The organism is Pseudozobellia sp. WGM2 (assembly GCF_017810075.1).
In the GTDB taxonomy this organism is placed as follows: Bacteria; Bacteroidota; Bacteroidia; order Flavobacteriales; family Flavobacteriaceae; genus JADNYK01.
The window spans coordinates 365,807-381,186 of sequence record NZ_JADNYK010000001.1 but is presented as its reverse complement, the minus strand read 5'-3'; the positions used below and the strand labels follow the sequence as shown (position 1 = coordinate 381,186).

Genomic DNA, 15,380 nt, shown 5'->3' with positions numbered 1-15,380 from the left:
TTACCTTTATATGCCCATAAAAGAGAACTTGCGAAAAATACTTGAAACGATTCCCGACCATGTAACTTTGGTTGCTGTTTCGAAAACGAAACCCATAGAAGAGCTTATGGAAGCCTATGAATCTGGGCAGCGGATTTTTGGCGAGAACAAAGTTCAAGAGATGGTCGGTAAATGGGAAGAGCTTCCCAAAGATATTCAGTGGCACATGATTGGTCACCTACAACGGAACAAAGTAAAGTATATGGCCGAATTTGTATCATTGGTGCATGGGGTCGATAGTTTTAGGCTTTTGAAGGAAATAGATAAACGAGCTTCCGGGCAAAATAGAACTATTGATTGCTTGTTACAGATGCATATTGCCGAAGAAGATACTAAATTTGGGTTGGACCGAACAGAACTAGAGGATATGATAAATTCAAAAGAATTCAAGTCCCTAGCTAACATTAATATAAAAGGATTAATGGGCATGGCCACTTTTACTGAAAACCAATCTCAAATAAGAAGGGAATTCAGACAGTTAAAATCAATTTTTGATGACCTTAAAAATAAAATACCACAGCTTGATATTCTGTCAATGGGCATGAGTGGTGATTACAAGGTTGCCATTGAAGAAGGTAGTACTATGGTTCGCATCGGCAGCAGTATCTTTGGAGCTAGAAATTACTAGAATCTTCGGTAAATTTATCTTGCGACCCAAAAGCATCTTTTTAAGACTAAACTAATTTAATGTACGCAATACTCGATATAGAGACTACAGGAGGAAAATTTAATGAAGAAGGCATTACAGAAATCGCCATTCATAAATTTGATGGACATAAAGTTGTAGATAAGTTTATTAGTCTAGTCAATCCGGAAAAAGACATTCAGCCATTTGTGGTCAATCTTACGGGAATCAACAACAAAATGTTACGTACAGCACCTAAATTTCATGAGGTAGCCAAGCGCATAGTCGAAATTACCGATTCTAGTGTAATTGTGGCCCACAATGCGCAATTCGATTATAGAATACTTCGAACCGAATTTAGAAGGTTGGGGTATAATTTTGAAAGAAAAACACTCTGTACAGTAGATCTTTCTAAAAAACTGATTCCTGAAGCCGAGTCACACAGTCTTGGCAAACTTGTGCGCTCATTGGGCATACCTGTGAGCGATCGACATCGGGCCAATGGAGATGCACTGGCTACCTTAAAACTATTTAAAGTTTTGCTCTCCAAAGATTCAGATAAAACCATTGTTAAAGATATTATCAGAGAAAAGGAACATGGTGAACTTTCTGATAGACAGTTAGACATTGTTGAATCATTACCCTCTGAAACCGGCGTATATTACATGCACGATAAAGATGGTGAAGTTCTATACTTAGGCAAGAGTAGTAATATAAAAAAACGTGTTAATCAACACTTTACCAACAATGGCAGTCGATCAAGACAACTTCAGAAAGCGACCAAAAAAGTTACATTTGAAAAAACAGGTAGCGAACTAGTCGCACTTCTAAAAGAAAATGAAGAATTAAGAAGAAATCGACCCAGATTCAACCCTAAGCAACCCAAAACATTATTTTCTCACGGAGTTATCGTGAAGACAAACAGTGATGGCTATCTTACCTTGGTAGCAGAAAAATTGAAAGATAGCAACGAAGCATTAACCACATTCAACAGTTCGGCCGGGGCTAAGAATTTCATTTATAAAATCACTGAAGAATTTGAGCTCTGCCCTAAACTCAATGGAATTTCAGAGGCGAAAAAAAATTGTTCGAATTATGATTCAGGTGATTGTCATGGCGCTTGTATTAAAAAAGAACCCATAGAAAATTACAATAAACGCGTAAGAACAGCAGTAGATAAATATTCACTAGACCATAAGAATATTATCATCGTTGACAAGGGTCGAGAAGTTGGAGAATATAGTGCGGTTCTAATTAAAAATGGTATCTTCAAAGGATTTGGTTTCTATGACCTCAATCATCAAATTAATAATATTCATATCTTAGAATCGATAATCGTTCCCATGAAGGGCGATGAAAACACTTCACACATCATTGAAACATACCTTAGAAAAAGAAGGGTATTAAAGATTTTAGAGTTAAGCAACTAGATATTGAGAGATAGTAAACCTGATAAGGGCTGGAAACACAGAGTCCATGAAATAATATATGAAGCCGACACCCCATTGGGTAAATGGTTCGATATTCTATTGTTCTTTCTGATTATAATTAGTGTTTTGCTAGTTATGTTAGAGAGTGTTAGGTGGATCGATGCTAAATATCATAAGACCCTATTTGTTTTAGAATGGGTCGTTACCGTGCTCTTCACCATAGAATATATTGCACGAATCATTAGTATAAAAAAGCCATCAAAATATATTTTTAGCTTTTATGGCATTATTGATTTCTTATCTACCATTCCCCTTTACCTTTCGTATATATTTGCGGGATCACAAGTACTGTTGGCCATTCGCGCCTTTAGATTACTTCGGGTTTTTCGTATATTAAAACTAGTTCGTTTTCTAGGCGAAGCTTCACAATTAAAACGCGCCTTAAAAGCAAGTCGTGCAAAAATTACGGTATTCTTATTTGCAGTATTAATCTTATCGGTGATACTAGGTACTGTAATGTATCTGATCGAAGGTGATGAAGCTGGCTTCACCAGTATACCTACAAGTATTTACTGGACTATCGTGACCCTTACTACTGTAGGATATGGAGATATAGCGCCTATCACTCCTCAAGGTCAACTAATAGCCACGATTATTATGCTGGTCGGTTATGGCGTAATTGCCGTACCAACTGGTATTGTTACCGTAGAATTTGGAAAACAAGGGCAAGACCACGAAAAAAAACCTTCGGGAGACAAGCATTTCGTTCACGTAAATACTCAAGCTTGTACTACATGTGCCAAAGAAGGTCATAGAGATGATGCCACCCATTGCTATAACTGCGGAAGCAAACTCTAATGAACGAATTACTTATATCAGTCATAGGGCCCACGGCAATCGGAAAGACAAAACTTGCCATTGAGCTTGCGAAGCATTTTAAAACCGAAATTATATCAGCTGATTCAAGGCAATTCTATAAGGAAATGAATATCGGTACCGCCGTACCTGCAGATGATGAATTGTCCCAAGCTCCGCACCATTTCATTCAACATCGCAGCATTCAAGACGATTATTCTGTTGGAGATTTTGAACGGGAAGCACTTAATCGGCTTGATACACTTTATCAAAAAAAAGATATAGTTATCATGGTCGGTGGTAGCGGATTGTACATAAATGCAGTTACCAAAGGGCTTGATAATTTTCCTAAAGTAAACGCTGAAATACGGCTTGAGCTCAATAAGAGGTTAGATAAGAATGGCATATCAAGCCTACAAGAGTTACTCAAAACAGAAGATTTCGAGTATTACAAAAAGGTAGATCTTAACAATCCACACCGTTTGGTTAGAGCACTTGAAATTTGCATCGGTACGGGCCGCCCTTATTCTTCATTTTTGAAATCCGAAAAGAAAAAGCGCAGGTTTAAGACCATTACAATAGGGTTAACGGCGGAAAGACAAACCATATATGATCGTATCAATCAGAGAGTTGGTTTAATGGTTAGTGAAGGACTAATTGAAGAGGTTCGAAACCTGATTGATTATCAACACTTAAATGCATTACAAACTGTGGGTTACCGAGAGTTATTCAATTACTTTAAAGGAGATTGGTCGCTGGAGTTTGCCATCTCAGAAATTCAAAAGAATACAAGAAGGTTTGCCAAAAGGCAAATGACTTGGTTCAAAAAAAATGAACAAACACTTTGGTATGAATTTGATACTTCTTCTACCCAGATACAAAACGATATAGAAAAACTGCTATGAAAAAGCCACCGATTATATTTGTTATGGGCGTCTCAGGCTCGGGAAAAAGCACTATTGGAAAGTTATTGGCCAAAAAATTGGAACTCAGTTTTTTTGATGGCGATGATTACCACCCTGATGAAAATGTCGAAAAGATGGCCAAGGGGCATCCTCTAAATGATGAAGATCGAAAAGGTTGGCTCGTTAAGCTGAACGAACTGGCAAAAGAAAATCGAGAACAAGGTGCTATCATTGCGTGTTCGGCGTTAAAGCATAAGTATAGAAAGTTATTGCGCAACGGATTGGAAGACCAACTTAAATTTGTTTTCTTAAGTGGTTCATTCGAATTGGTTTCAAAGAGGCTACAGCAGCGAAAAGGTCATTTTATGCCCCCAAAATTACTGCGCTCACAATTCGAGGCTTTAGAAATACCTACATCGGCATTATTGGTGAATATTGAAGATAGTCCGAAAGTAATTGTAGAAAATATCATCAAAAAACTTGATAACCAATGGGCATAAAAAAAACCCGTTAAAAACGGGTTTTATATTCAGTTCTACTCATAAATATTATTTCTCCTCTTCTTTCACTACCAAGCGGAATCCTTCTCCGTGAATATTTAAAATTTCAACGGTATCATCGAGTTTTAAATATTTACGCAATTTCGCTATATAAACATCCATACTTCGAGAAGTAAAGTAATTATCATCTCTCCATATTTTGGTGAGTGCCAATTCTCGAGGCATTAAATCATTTTCATGCAGCGCCAAAAGTCGTAGCAATTCGTTTTCCTTTGGTGAAAGCTTTATCGACTCCTCTTCTTTATATTTTAAGAAACGAAGTTTTGAATTCAAATGGAAATTACCGATTTGAAATTCAAATTTCTTGCTATCGGCCAATGTATTGGATGCTTTTCTTTGAAGAATCGCTTTAAGCTTCATCAATAGCACTTCAGAATCAAAAGGCTTGTTCAGGTAATCGTCTGCACCTGCCTTATATCCTTTCAATACATCTTCTTTCATTGTTTTGGCAGTAAGAAATACAATTGGCACATTTTCGTTTTTCTCACGAATCTCCTTAGCCAAAGTGAACCCATCTTTGTAAGGCATCATCACATCTAAAATACAGATATCGTAGTTATCTTTTTTGAACTTCTCAAAACCCTCCATTCCGTTCTTTGCCAATGTAACGTCAAAATCGTTCATAGACAAATAGTCCTTCAGCACGATCCCAAAATTCGGATCATCTTCAACCAATAGTATTTTCTTATTTATAGTTTCCATAATTTTAAATTAAATTAAAGGCAATTTTATATAGAAAGTACTTCCCTTTCCTTTTTCACTCTCTGCATAGACCTCACCCTGATGGTCATCTACAATATTTTTTACATAAGCAAGGCCTAAACCATGCCCTTTCACGTTATGAAGGTCACCTGTATGTTCTCGATAAAACTTCTCGAACACCTTCTTCAAAACAGCTTTACTCATACCCGCCCCATTATCTTGAATTTTAAGTATTATAAAATTCTTGGCCACTTCAGTAGATATATTCACTTGGGGCGCATCGGGGGAGTATTTTATGGCATTATCAAGAATATTAACAACAACGTTTGTAAAATGCATTTCATTTGCAAGAACTTCACTACGGGGTGCAGCCAAATTAGCTTCGATAAAACCACCACGATCGGCCACGATCAACTCCACATGAGCGATTGCATCTTGTATTATGTCGTGAAGGTCTACCCTATCCTTACTAATATCCAATTGATTCTTCTCAAGTTTCGATATTCGCAAAACATTTTCGACCTGCGCATGCATGCGTTTATTTTCATCACGAATCATGCCCAAATAACGATGAATCTTTTCTTTGTCACCTATTATTTTCGGATTTTTAATCGCCTCAACGGCCAGGTTTATGGTCGCAATAGGTGTTTTGAACTCATGGGTCATATTATTGATAAAGTCAGATTTTATTTCAGAAATCTGTTTCTGACGAATCAATTGATAAATAGCTCCGGAATAAGATGCTACGATTACCAAAATGAACAATAATGACAAAAATGCCATTCCCATTATCGAACTGATCAAAAAGCGTTTTTTCTTCGGAAAGTTTATGAGTAGGGAAAAATTAGTTTCTCCCTCACTATCCTTAAAAATATCGGCTTCATAAATCGTACTCTGAGAAAACTTGAATTTTCTAGATTTCACCTTGGTGGGCAAGCCCCTGCTATAAATACCATATTCATACTCAATATCCATATTTCGGTCATTAAGCTCTCGATTTAGAAGCAATTCTATTTCTTGCTTTGAAACTCTTTTGTGAATAGGTACTTTTTTGGCATACTCCATAAACATATCGTCGAATGCCGCTTTTTCCAAAGACGTCAACCCACCTATCTTCTCGATTTTTTCAATGGGTGTCAACGATATATTCTTACCATCAAGGTCGAAATTTTCTTTGAAGACCATACTAGTACGCTTGCTCGTATAATTTTTTATAGTGGTGGTATCTCCACTATCGCTGTTGTCAAAGAACGTTGATGCTATATTATAATCTTCTTCGAGTATACCGTGAGAATAAGTTCGAATCTCGTTCGAATTCAAATCTTTATCGATAAACAAGAAATTACGTACAGGTGTCGTTTTTGCCTCTACCCCCATACTGTCTATCTGACTTAAGTACCTTTCGGAGTAATCGCGTCTTTCACGTCTTTCTATCTTTTCGGTAACCTCATTTAAAATATCGATTACCGCATTAGAAAACTGCTCTTCTTTGTCATCTACCGACTGCTTTATCCAAAAGCTTTGAACGAAAATAATTCCGATCAAGGAGAGGCTCATCAAAATCACCAAAAGAACAAACAACCTCTTATTCATTTCAATATAAAATTAAAGATTTAACATTTAGCAAATTGTACGTTTAACCAAACCTTAACAAAAATGTTAAAACGCTGTGGTTACTGGTATCCACGAAGAAGTTGATGATGAATTTCCATTACTTTAACCTTTGTAATTTTCAAATCGAGGTTTTCAATTACAAAGTGTGATGAAATCATCTTTTTGTTATCTGACAGTTGATTGTCGATTCTCGCTTTTACATCTTTTTCAGAAGTCTGCGTATCACGATGCAAAACACGCGCTATCCTAACGTTTTCAGGTGCCGTAACCAAAATGATTTTATCGTAAAAATCTTGAGATCCTATTTCAAAAATAAGTGCGGACTCTTGAATAACGTAACTGAAATTCTGATTCGCCCTCCATTCAATAAAATGTTGCCGCACTGCAGGGTGCACAATTGCATTCAACTCCCCTAGCAATCCATCATCATTAAAAACTTTTTCGGCAATATACCCCCTATCTATTTTATCTCGGTAATACGCCTCATCACCTAATAATTTCTTAATAGCACTAACCACCTCTTGAGAAGTATTCATTAGCTCTTTGGCCTGCTTATCAGAATTATATACAGGAACACCTAAATCTTCAAACATGCCGGCAACAGTTGTCTTACCACTACCTATACCACCAGTCAAACCTACCGTAATCATTCGCGCTTCAGTAAAAATTCGACCTTTTTCTCCATAAGATTTGCACTATGCACACCTTCCGGCCTTTTGGTCAGTTTAAGCTCAATTTCATTGGAGTTTGAATTTTCAAGTGACCTATAATCCACAATTATTTTAAAATCACTTTCATCAAGCTCTTTAAGCCTAGAAATTTTAGCCTTACATAAAAGCTGCACCTCTTCAGGAAAAGTTTTGACCTGGGCCCCTTGGGGAAAATTAATCTTTTCAATAGGAAGTTTAAAAACCTTTTCTGAAAATCGCGCTATTTCACCACTTAGGGTTACCCGATACTTCGAATATGTGGTATTCTCTAATTCGGGAGACTGCAGTAAATCAACATCTTTTGAAAAGTTTGATGCCATATCAGGAAGCTGTATTTTTTCACTATTTATGAATTCGATGGTATCGATTTCTACAGCAGGCCCTGTAATAGTAACAGAATCAGGGGAAACCGTCATTTTACCATCTAAAAGGTAATTCTTCACCAAATTCAATTCTACCCTTGGCTTTATAGGTACTTTTTTAGATTTGACAGCTAACATTTGAAAAAATAACGTATCATTATCTATTTCTAGAAGAGACATATTTCCCGGTAGTTGCTTCTCAATTTGTTTGCGATACACTAACGGACTAGCATAAAAGGTAGAGGCCTTCTTCTCTAATTCGGTAAGGTCTATAAATACCTTTTTATTAATAAAGTTAAAACGCAAAAACTGAAAACCCCCAGCCCTTAACTTAACATCAATTTCTGACTTCGAGGCACTTTCAAACAAAAACCCTTCGGGCACATTAACATATTCTAAATCAAAAACCGAATCGTTAACGTATGACCTCGAAAGGCTATTGATGAACCAAATCAAGGCTGAGCAAAGTAGGAATATAAGAAATATCTTGACCTTGCGTTTTTTAAGACCGTTTTTAATCTTTTGTATCAGCAACATTGTTGGGTTTAAAAAAAAGTTCAGGAAACAATACTTCGGCCCTGCTTTTGTTAAAGTTAACCAAGATACTTGATTTTAAAAAACCGAGTCCGTAACCGAGAAACTGAGTGCTTACCGCAAAAAGAGACAATAAAGCTATTGCCAAATTTCTGTTTTTTATCAATGAATCGATAAATATTAGAGCATAATACACGACATACAAATAAAATGGCAATTTAATATTCACGAATATTAATAGCACTGCAAAGAATAAACCCATTAGAAACAGCGACGGAAACCAGTAGGTAATTTTAGCCGTATGTGGATGCCATTTATTCAGTATTGGTCTAACCTTACCAAATTTGGTCACTTGATTATAGAATTTTTTCCAATCTATACGTCTTTTATGATATACAAAGGCATCTTGAATCAGCTTTGAATCATACCCCTGGGCCCAAATTCTAAAAGTGAGATCAGGGTCTTCTCCCGGATGTATGAGACCAAAACCATTCGTCGCCTCAAAAGCTTCCTTCGAAATTCCCATATTAAAGCTTCGGGGTTGAAATTTGCCCACCGCTTTTTTGTTCCCCCGTATACCTCCGGTGGTCAGTACAGAAGTCATTGCGTAATTAATAGCCTTCTGTACTAGAGTAAAAGACTCATGAGCAGCATCTGGCCCACCATAGCAGTGAACGAATTCAGACCGAAGCGATTCATTTACGGTCTCTAAATACCCTTTTGGAACGATGCAATCGGAATCAAGTATTATGAAATAATTGCCCTTCGCTTTTTTCATTCCAAAGTTTCTGGAATTTCCAGGACCAGAGTTGGGTTTCTCATAATAAGAAATGGTAATCAAGCTATTAGCTTGATCCTTAAAGGCCTGAGCTCGATCTCTTGAACTTATAGTTGACCCATCTTCAACGATTACGACTTCAAATGGTCTATCATAGGTCTGAACCATTAGACTAGCTAACAATTCTTCTATTTCATCTGGCCTATTAAAAACCGGAACGATAAATGAAAAAGATAAATTCATTGAACTATTTAAAGTTCAATACCCATTTGACCTACACAAAGTAAATTGCTTTAACTAAGTTAGGTTAGATATCGAAAGTTTTGATCTCTACGAGAATTGCTCGATGACCTCTTTGCTTACACCGGTGTTCGAAAAACCGCCATCATGAAAAAGGTTCTGCATGGTAACTTTCTTGGTCAAATCTGAGAAAAGAGTTACTGTATAATCGGCACACTCCAATGCCGTAGCATTACCCAAAGGCGACATTTTTTCTGCATAGTTAATAAAACCATCAAACCCTTTAACCCCTTGACCAGCAGTGGTAGGGGTCGGAGATTGTGAAATGGTATTTACACGAACATTCTTCTCTTTACCGAAGAAATAGCCAAAACTTCGGGCAACAGATTCTAAGTAGGCCTTATTATCGGCCATGTCGTTGTAATCTGGAAATACACGTTGCGCCGCCATATAAGTTAGCGCAACTATACTACCCCAATCGTTCATGGCATCCGCCTTATAAAGGCTTTGTAAAACCTTATGAAAAGATAGTGCGGATACATCCCAACCTTTAGTTGTAAAATCATATTTCTCATCGGTATAAGAACGACCTTTTCTAACGTTGATAGACATACCAATGGCGTGAAGTACAAAATCGATTTTACCACCTAAAATTTCCATAGACTGACTAACCAAATTTGCCAAATCTTCTTCGCTTGTAGCATCGGCCGGAATTATCTCAGATCCCGTCTTTTCTGCCAATTGCTTGATTTGACCCAAACGCATGGCCACCGGGGCATTGGTAAGAACAAAAGTTCCTCCTTCTTCATGAATTCTTTCAGCAGTTTTCCACGCTATGGAATTTTCGTCCAAAGCTCCAAAAATTATTCCTTTTTTTCCTTTTAGTAAGTTATATGACATGTGTAATTTGATTTGACTGGGTTAAAGGTTCAAATATATTTAAAATGTTAACAAAGGTAATTAAATCAGGGCATCAAATTTAAAAATAGGATAGCCTTGAAAAACGAAGTTCAAAAATTGATGCAAAACAACTAGTTCAACAATTGTCTGGCATGGGCCATTGCGGAATCAGAAATATCTTTACCTCCCAACATTTCGGCTAACTCCACTACCCTTTCATCGGCATTCAGCTTTTTCATTTTGGTGCGTGTAACGAATGCTTCCTCCACTTTGAAAACCTTATAATGGTAATCGCCCTTCGACGCTACCTGCGGTAAATGAGTAATCGAAAAAACTTGCATATTCTCGCTCATTACTTGCATAATTTCTCCCATGCGGTTAGATATTTCACCAGAAACCCCAGTATCAATTTCATCGAACATCATGGTTGGCAAGTTTTCGTATTTTGCAAGTATCGCTTTAATAGTCAACATTATACGCGACAACTCTCCGCCAGAGGCCACCTTTTTCAATTCGCCATATGCACCCCCTTTATTGGCCGAGAAAAGAAAGGTCAATTCATCTGAACCATTACTCTTGAACTCTTGAACTGTATTTAAACCAATATCAAAGCTGGCGCTTGCCATACCTAGGGTTTTTAAGCTGTTTTCTAGCTGTTGTTTTAATTTAGGTAGCACTTTGCTTCGTCTTTCACTTATCTGCTTCACGAAGGACAATAGCTCTTTTTTCACTTTATCAACTTCAGCTTCTTTATTCGAAATTTCTGATTCGATGTTTTCCGCCGCATCTACTTTCTCAGCAAGTTCTGTCTTTATTTCCATTAATTCTGAGACTTCTTGCACTCCATGCTTTTTCTGCAAATCGTACAATTGTTGAAGTTTGACATTAATTTCCTCTAGAGCCTGCGGGTCTGCTTCGGTAACCTCTTGCAGATTTTGAAACTCGTTTGCAATGTCGTCGGCCTCGATAAACAGAGACTCAATTCGTTTATTCAGTTCTACATATTGATTACCGTAAGCGGATAATTTATTTGTCAATTGCTTCAATTCGGTCAAGAGGTTAACCGCCCCCGCTTGTTCATCGTTAAGTAATTGATGACCGCCAGAAAGTAGCTCAATTATGTTTTCGACATTGTTCAACTGTTCGTACTGCTCTTCAAGTTCTTCTTGAATTCCAGGTTTGAGAGGCGCTGCTTCTAGCTCTTGAAGTAAAAAACTATTATAATCATGTTCTTTTATCGTCGCCTTTTGAAATTCGATAAGATCTTCCAGTTCTTTGGATGTCCTTTTGAACTTACTCAGTTGAGATTTATAATCGACTAGAATATCACTATTGTCGGCCAATGCATCGATTACCTTTAATTGAAAATCATTCTCGGTCAAGCGCATGGTCTGGTGTTGCGAATGCACATCGATTAAACTGTCACCCAATTTTGCCAGAATACCCAAAGTCACCGGTGAATCATTTATAAATGCCCTCGATTTTCCACTTGGGTGAATTTCTCGCCTTACAATAGTTACATCTTCATAATCTAAATCATTCGTCTTAAAGAAAGGCTTTAAACCATACTTATCGATTTGAAATTCGGCTTCGATAATACATTTGGCCTCTTTGTCACGCAGAGCGCTTAAATCAGCACGTTTACCCAACACCAAGGCAAGACCGCCCAGCAAGATAGATTTACCCGCTCCGGTCTCTCCTGTGATACATGTAAAGCCGCTTTCAAACGATACGTTCAGGTTATCAATTAAAGCGTAATTTTTTATAGAAAGATTTGTTAGCACGTATAAATTTTCATTGCGTCACGCAAAGATAATTTATAAATGCATACTGAAAGAATTAGTATTGAATATCATTCCAAGTACTGGAATACAAGGGCGCCACTCGATTCAGTGTCTCCTTAAGCTGTATTATATCGACCTTAGGGCCATCAGAAAAGACATTTTGAATTTCTTCTGATTTAGCATCAAAAAATGTTTGAATCAAAAAAGCATTAGGTCGTCTTTTAATCATGGTTTCGAAAAGCTTCATTGTACCTGCGATTACTTGTTTGCCCGTACTGTTATTATCACCTAAAATATCAAGCCCTTTTCTATGATAATTATACATAGCAATACGGTACTCACGATATGTATTCGACAATAAGTTATCGATAAGTTCAAAACGGCTACGATCGGTATTCTGATCCCAACCTGAATAACTAGTACCCTGTGCTTGCGTAGTAATTTGTTGCGCCTTTCTAAAGTGTTCGGTACCCCCTTCTAAAGCGAAGGTGTCGGCATCTAAACCTAGAATTACATAAACGTAGTACGAAATAACACCTACTAAATTGGAGTCAAATACATTTTCATTGAAAACTAAGGGCTGAAATTCTAAATATTCAAAATTGAATTGACCGTCCTTATAATTAAAAACTGGTGTTTCATAAGAAGTATTGAATACAGGTCGAGAGGATTGAATTTGAATGTTACCTTCAAAACGATTAGACTCGTAATTTGTTATAGTAATAAACATTTGGGCATTTATCCTTTCGTTTTCCTTGTAGGTGCGATTTGTCCATTTGTTTTTATTTACAAAATCATTGAGGGAACGTTCTAAAGTTTTGAAAACCTGTTGATTTGTTTGGGAAACTTGATCAGCGTTTATAGTTATCAAGCAGTTCAACTCTTGCGCCTGAAGAAAACCGCCAAATAGAATAAAAAGAAAAAGTACAAATAAGCTACGCATAATATCGTTTCAAAATTTCAGCAAATATATCTTCGGCCACAGCCGCTTTGCTCTTAAGTTCAAACGAATTAATCGCGTAATTCTTATCTATAAACGTAATTTTGTTCGTTGAATGACCAAAACCGGCACCCTTGTCATTCAAAGAGTTGAGCACAATAGCATCTAGATTTTTCTTTTTCAGTTTGGCTTTGGCATTTTCCATCTCATTTTCGGTCTCGAGGGCAAAACCTACCAAATACTGCTTTTGCTTATCTTCCCCAAGGGAAAGTAAAATATCTTTAGTCTTCACCAACTCAAGTGAAAGGTCTGAATCTTTTTTCTTTATCTTCTGATCCGCTACCGTTTTTGGTCGATAATCTGCCACCGCCGCAGCACAGATAACAATATTCATGTGTTTATAATAAGCATGCGCGCAATCATACATTTCTTCAGCAGAAACTACTTTTTTAATTTCCACCAGATCATGATTTAACCCTATATGAGTAGGCCCGGAAACTAAAATGACCTCCGCTCCCAAATTTGCCGCAGTTTTGGCAAGTTCATACCCCATTAAGCCTGAAGCATGGTTACCTATAAAACGTACTGGATCAATAGCTTCATAGGTTGGGCCCGCGGTAATCATAACTTTTTTCCCACTTAAGGGAAGCCCTTCTGATAGATATTTCTTTATAAAGCTGACAATGTCTTCCGGTTCTGCCATACGACCTTCTCCATGAAGACCACTGGCGAGCTCACCTGAAGTTGCCGGTATCATAATATTACCAAACGATCGTAATTTTTCAAAAGATGACTTAGAAGAAGGATGTTGGTACATATCTAAATCCATCGCCGGCGCAAAAAAAACTGGGCATTTAGCCGATAAATAAGACGCCAGCAGTAAATTATCACAGGTACCATTAGCCATTTTCGACAATGTATTGGCCGTAGCCGGGGCTATCAACATCATATCTGCCCAAAGCCCCAATTCGACATGATTATTCCAATCCGTTGCTCCTTCATCCTCATTAATAAATGTAGAAAGTACAGGGTTTTTAGAAAGTGTCGCTAGCGTAAGTGGAGAAACAAAAGAGCTGGCACTATCCGTTAAAATTACTTTTACGTTAGCACCAGCTTTTATCAATAAACGAACGAGAAAGGTAGTCTTGTAAGCGGCAATCCCTCCGGTAATGCCTAAAAGGATGTTTTTACCGCCTAACATATTTCGCTACTTATCTTTCTCTGTATTTCTGTGGTAAATCTTATCATGCAACCACTCCTCTACAGCTAGAGCATGTGGCTTAGGTAATTTTTCGTAGAATTTTGAAACTTCGATCTGCTCTTTGTTTTCAAAAACTTCTTCTAAACTATCGCTATAAGTAGCAAACTCCTCCAATTTCTCCAATAACTCTTTCTTGATTTCAGAATTAATCTGAATGGCGCGCTTGGCCGTTATCGAAATTGCTTCGTAGATATTATCGGTTTTTGCATCAAACTCGTTTCTATTGACTGTTTTAGTCGAAACGGGCGCTTTGGAATTTTTCAAATCGTTCATATTCATGATTACAATGATTTATTTCGCTTCTGTCAGTTGTTGGAAGCCCTCTAATTCTTCATTAACTTTTTCTAAAAGTTTATCTGCCTTCTCGGCATATTTCGTTTCAGGAAACTGTTTTTTCAACGTTGCATAATACTCTTTGGCTTCTTTCAATCTAGGCCTTTGTAACGCCTGAAAACTATTCAATGCATACTGAGAAGCAGACTCGAATCGATAATACATTGCATCTTCTCGGTAAATAGAACCTGGGAAATCTGAAATAAAATTATCGAAGGCCGATACCGCCGGAGTTAAAAATGTAAAATCAAACTCCCCTATTTTATTGAACTGCTTGGCTATTTCGTATGCCTTTCTCTCTTTTTTGGTCGTTAGCTCCTTCGCCATGGCGTTAGCCTCATCAAAATATTCAGAATCTGGATAAGCATTGATAAAGTTTTGCAACTTGGCCAAAGCTTTATCGGTATCAGTCTGATCGAGAGAATGACGAGGTGACAACTCAAAATAGCTTTTAGCTCCATAAAAAGAAGCTTCAGCAACCTTTTCACTCTTCGGATAAGACTTTACGAAACGTTCATACTGATACCCGGCCGTATTAAAATCTTTTCTTTTAAAATAAGTATCCGCCAAAAAGAACATTACCCTCTCCCCTTGTGGCTTTCCTACATATTTAGGGGCGATCTGCTCAAAAAGGCGATTTGCCCTTTTCATATCACCTTCCTCATAGAATTTTTGGGCCAAATCATACTTCGGCTTAACTTCCTCGTTCTTAAGCACTTTTTGATATTCGCTACATGATTGTAACAAAACAGCCAAAATCAAAATTGGGGCTAACAGTCTCATTCTAAAAAACATTTTGCAAAATTAC

General features: G+C 37.3%; 16 protein-coding genes. 5 read left to right on the top strand and 11 right to left on the bottom strand.

Annotated features, from left to right (window positions below):
• Positions 1-10 precede the first annotated feature (10 nt).
• The 5 genes from IV512_RS01610 to IV512_RS01590 are packed head-to-tail and all read left to right on the top strand — an operon-like array spanning position 11 to position 4,354.
• Entirely contained in the window at positions 11-667 is a 657-nt protein-coding gene (locus tag IV512_RS01610) for a YggS family pyridoxal phosphate-dependent enzyme (protein WP_209399994.1), read from the top strand.
• 59 nt (positions 668-726) lie between these two features.
• Complete coding sequence (locus tag IV512_RS01605) at positions 727-2,094, top strand: exonuclease domain-containing protein (protein WP_209399992.1); 1,368 nt, start codon at positions 727-729, stop codon at positions 2,092-2,094.
• A gap of 3 nt (positions 2,095-2,097) precedes the next feature.
• A complete protein-coding gene (locus tag IV512_RS01600) occupies positions 2,098-2,952 on the top strand; it encodes an ion transporter (RefSeq protein ID WP_209399990.1) in 855 nt (284 codons plus the stop codon).
• Positions 2,952-3,854, top strand: a complete 903-nt coding sequence (gene miaA / locus IV512_RS01595; RefSeq protein ID WP_209399988.1) for a tRNA (adenosine(37)-N6)-dimethylallyltransferase MiaA — start codon at positions 2,952-2,954, stop codon at positions 3,852-3,854. Before IV512_RS01600 ends, miaA begins: the two co-directional genes overlap by 1 nt.
• On the top strand, positions 3,851-4,354 hold the full coding sequence (locus IV512_RS01590) for a gluconokinase (RefSeq protein ID WP_209399986.1): 504 nt from the start codon (positions 3,851-3,853) through the stop codon (positions 4,352-4,354). The genes miaA and IV512_RS01590 overlap by 4 nt, the downstream gene beginning before the upstream one ends.
• Before the next feature lie 48 nt (positions 4,355-4,402).
• Here the strand turns inward: IV512_RS01590 and IV512_RS01585 are convergent, their stop codons facing one another.
• The 11 genes from IV512_RS01585 to IV512_RS01535 all read right to left on the bottom strand — a co-directional run bounded on the left by IV512_RS01585 (position 4,403) and on the right by IV512_RS01535 (position 15,355).
• Entirely contained in the window at positions 4,403-5,116 is a 714-nt protein-coding gene (locus tag IV512_RS01585) for a response regulator transcription factor (RefSeq protein ID WP_209399983.1), read from the bottom strand.
• A gap of 9 nt (positions 5,117-5,125) precedes the next feature.
• Positions 5,126-6,709: a sensor histidine kinase KdpD gene (locus IV512_RS01580; protein WP_209399981.1), complete on the bottom strand. Its 1,584-nt coding sequence runs from the start codon at positions 6,707-6,709 to the stop codon at positions 5,126-5,128.
• A gap of 80 nt (positions 6,710-6,789) precedes the next feature.
• On the bottom strand, positions 6,790-7,380 hold the full coding sequence (coaE, locus tag IV512_RS01575) for a dephospho-CoA kinase (protein ID WP_209399979.1): 591 nt from the start codon (positions 7,378-7,380) through the stop codon (positions 6,790-6,792).
• Complete coding sequence (locus IV512_RS01570) at positions 7,377-8,339, bottom strand: CdaR family protein (RefSeq protein ID WP_209399977.1); 963 nt, start codon at positions 8,337-8,339, stop codon at positions 7,377-7,379. The genes coaE and IV512_RS01570 overlap by 4 nt, the downstream gene beginning before the upstream one ends.
• On the bottom strand, positions 8,317-9,357 hold the full coding sequence (locus IV512_RS01565; RefSeq protein ID WP_209399975.1) for a glycosyltransferase family 2 protein: 1,041 nt from the start codon (positions 9,355-9,357) through the stop codon (positions 8,317-8,319). The genes IV512_RS01570 and IV512_RS01565 overlap by 23 nt, the downstream gene beginning before the upstream one ends.
• 87 nt (positions 9,358-9,444) lie before the next feature.
• Positions 9,445-10,254 carry an enoyl-ACP reductase gene (locus IV512_RS01560; RefSeq protein ID WP_100868816.1) on the bottom strand — a complete coding sequence of 270 codons (810 nt, stop codon included), beginning with the start codon at positions 10,252-10,254 and terminating at the stop codon, positions 9,445-9,447.
• A gap of 131 nt (positions 10,255-10,385) precedes the next feature.
• Positions 10,386-12,038, bottom strand: coding sequence for a DNA repair protein RecN (gene recN, locus IV512_RS01555; RefSeq protein WP_209399973.1), 1,653 nt, complete (start codon positions 12,036-12,038; stop codon positions 10,386-10,388).
• Positions 12,039-12,093: 55 nt separating this feature from the next.
• Positions 12,094-12,981, bottom strand: a complete 888-nt coding sequence (locus IV512_RS01550; protein WP_209399971.1) for a DUF4835 family protein — start codon at positions 12,979-12,981, stop codon at positions 12,094-12,096.
• The gene (gene coaBC / locus IV512_RS01545; RefSeq protein ID WP_209399969.1) at positions 12,974-14,179 is read right to left on the bottom strand and encodes a bifunctional phosphopantothenoylcysteine decarboxylase/phosphopantothenate--cysteine ligase CoaBC; all 1,206 of its coding nucleotides are present in this window, start codon (positions 14,177-14,179) and stop codon (positions 12,974-12,976) included. The genes IV512_RS01550 and coaBC overlap by 8 nt, the downstream gene beginning before the upstream one ends.
• Positions 14,180-14,185: 6 nt before the next feature.
• Positions 14,186-14,518 (bottom strand): DNA-directed RNA polymerase subunit omega, encoded by a 333-nt coding sequence (locus IV512_RS01540; RefSeq protein ID WP_209399967.1) that lies wholly within the window; start codon positions 14,516-14,518, stop codon positions 14,186-14,188.
• Between the two features lie 12 nt (positions 14,519-14,530).
• Positions 14,531-15,355, bottom strand: coding sequence for an outer membrane protein assembly factor BamD (locus tag IV512_RS01535; RefSeq protein WP_245224641.1), 825 nt, complete (start codon positions 15,353-15,355; stop codon positions 14,531-14,533).
• Between the last annotated feature and the right edge of the window lie 25 nt (positions 15,356-15,380).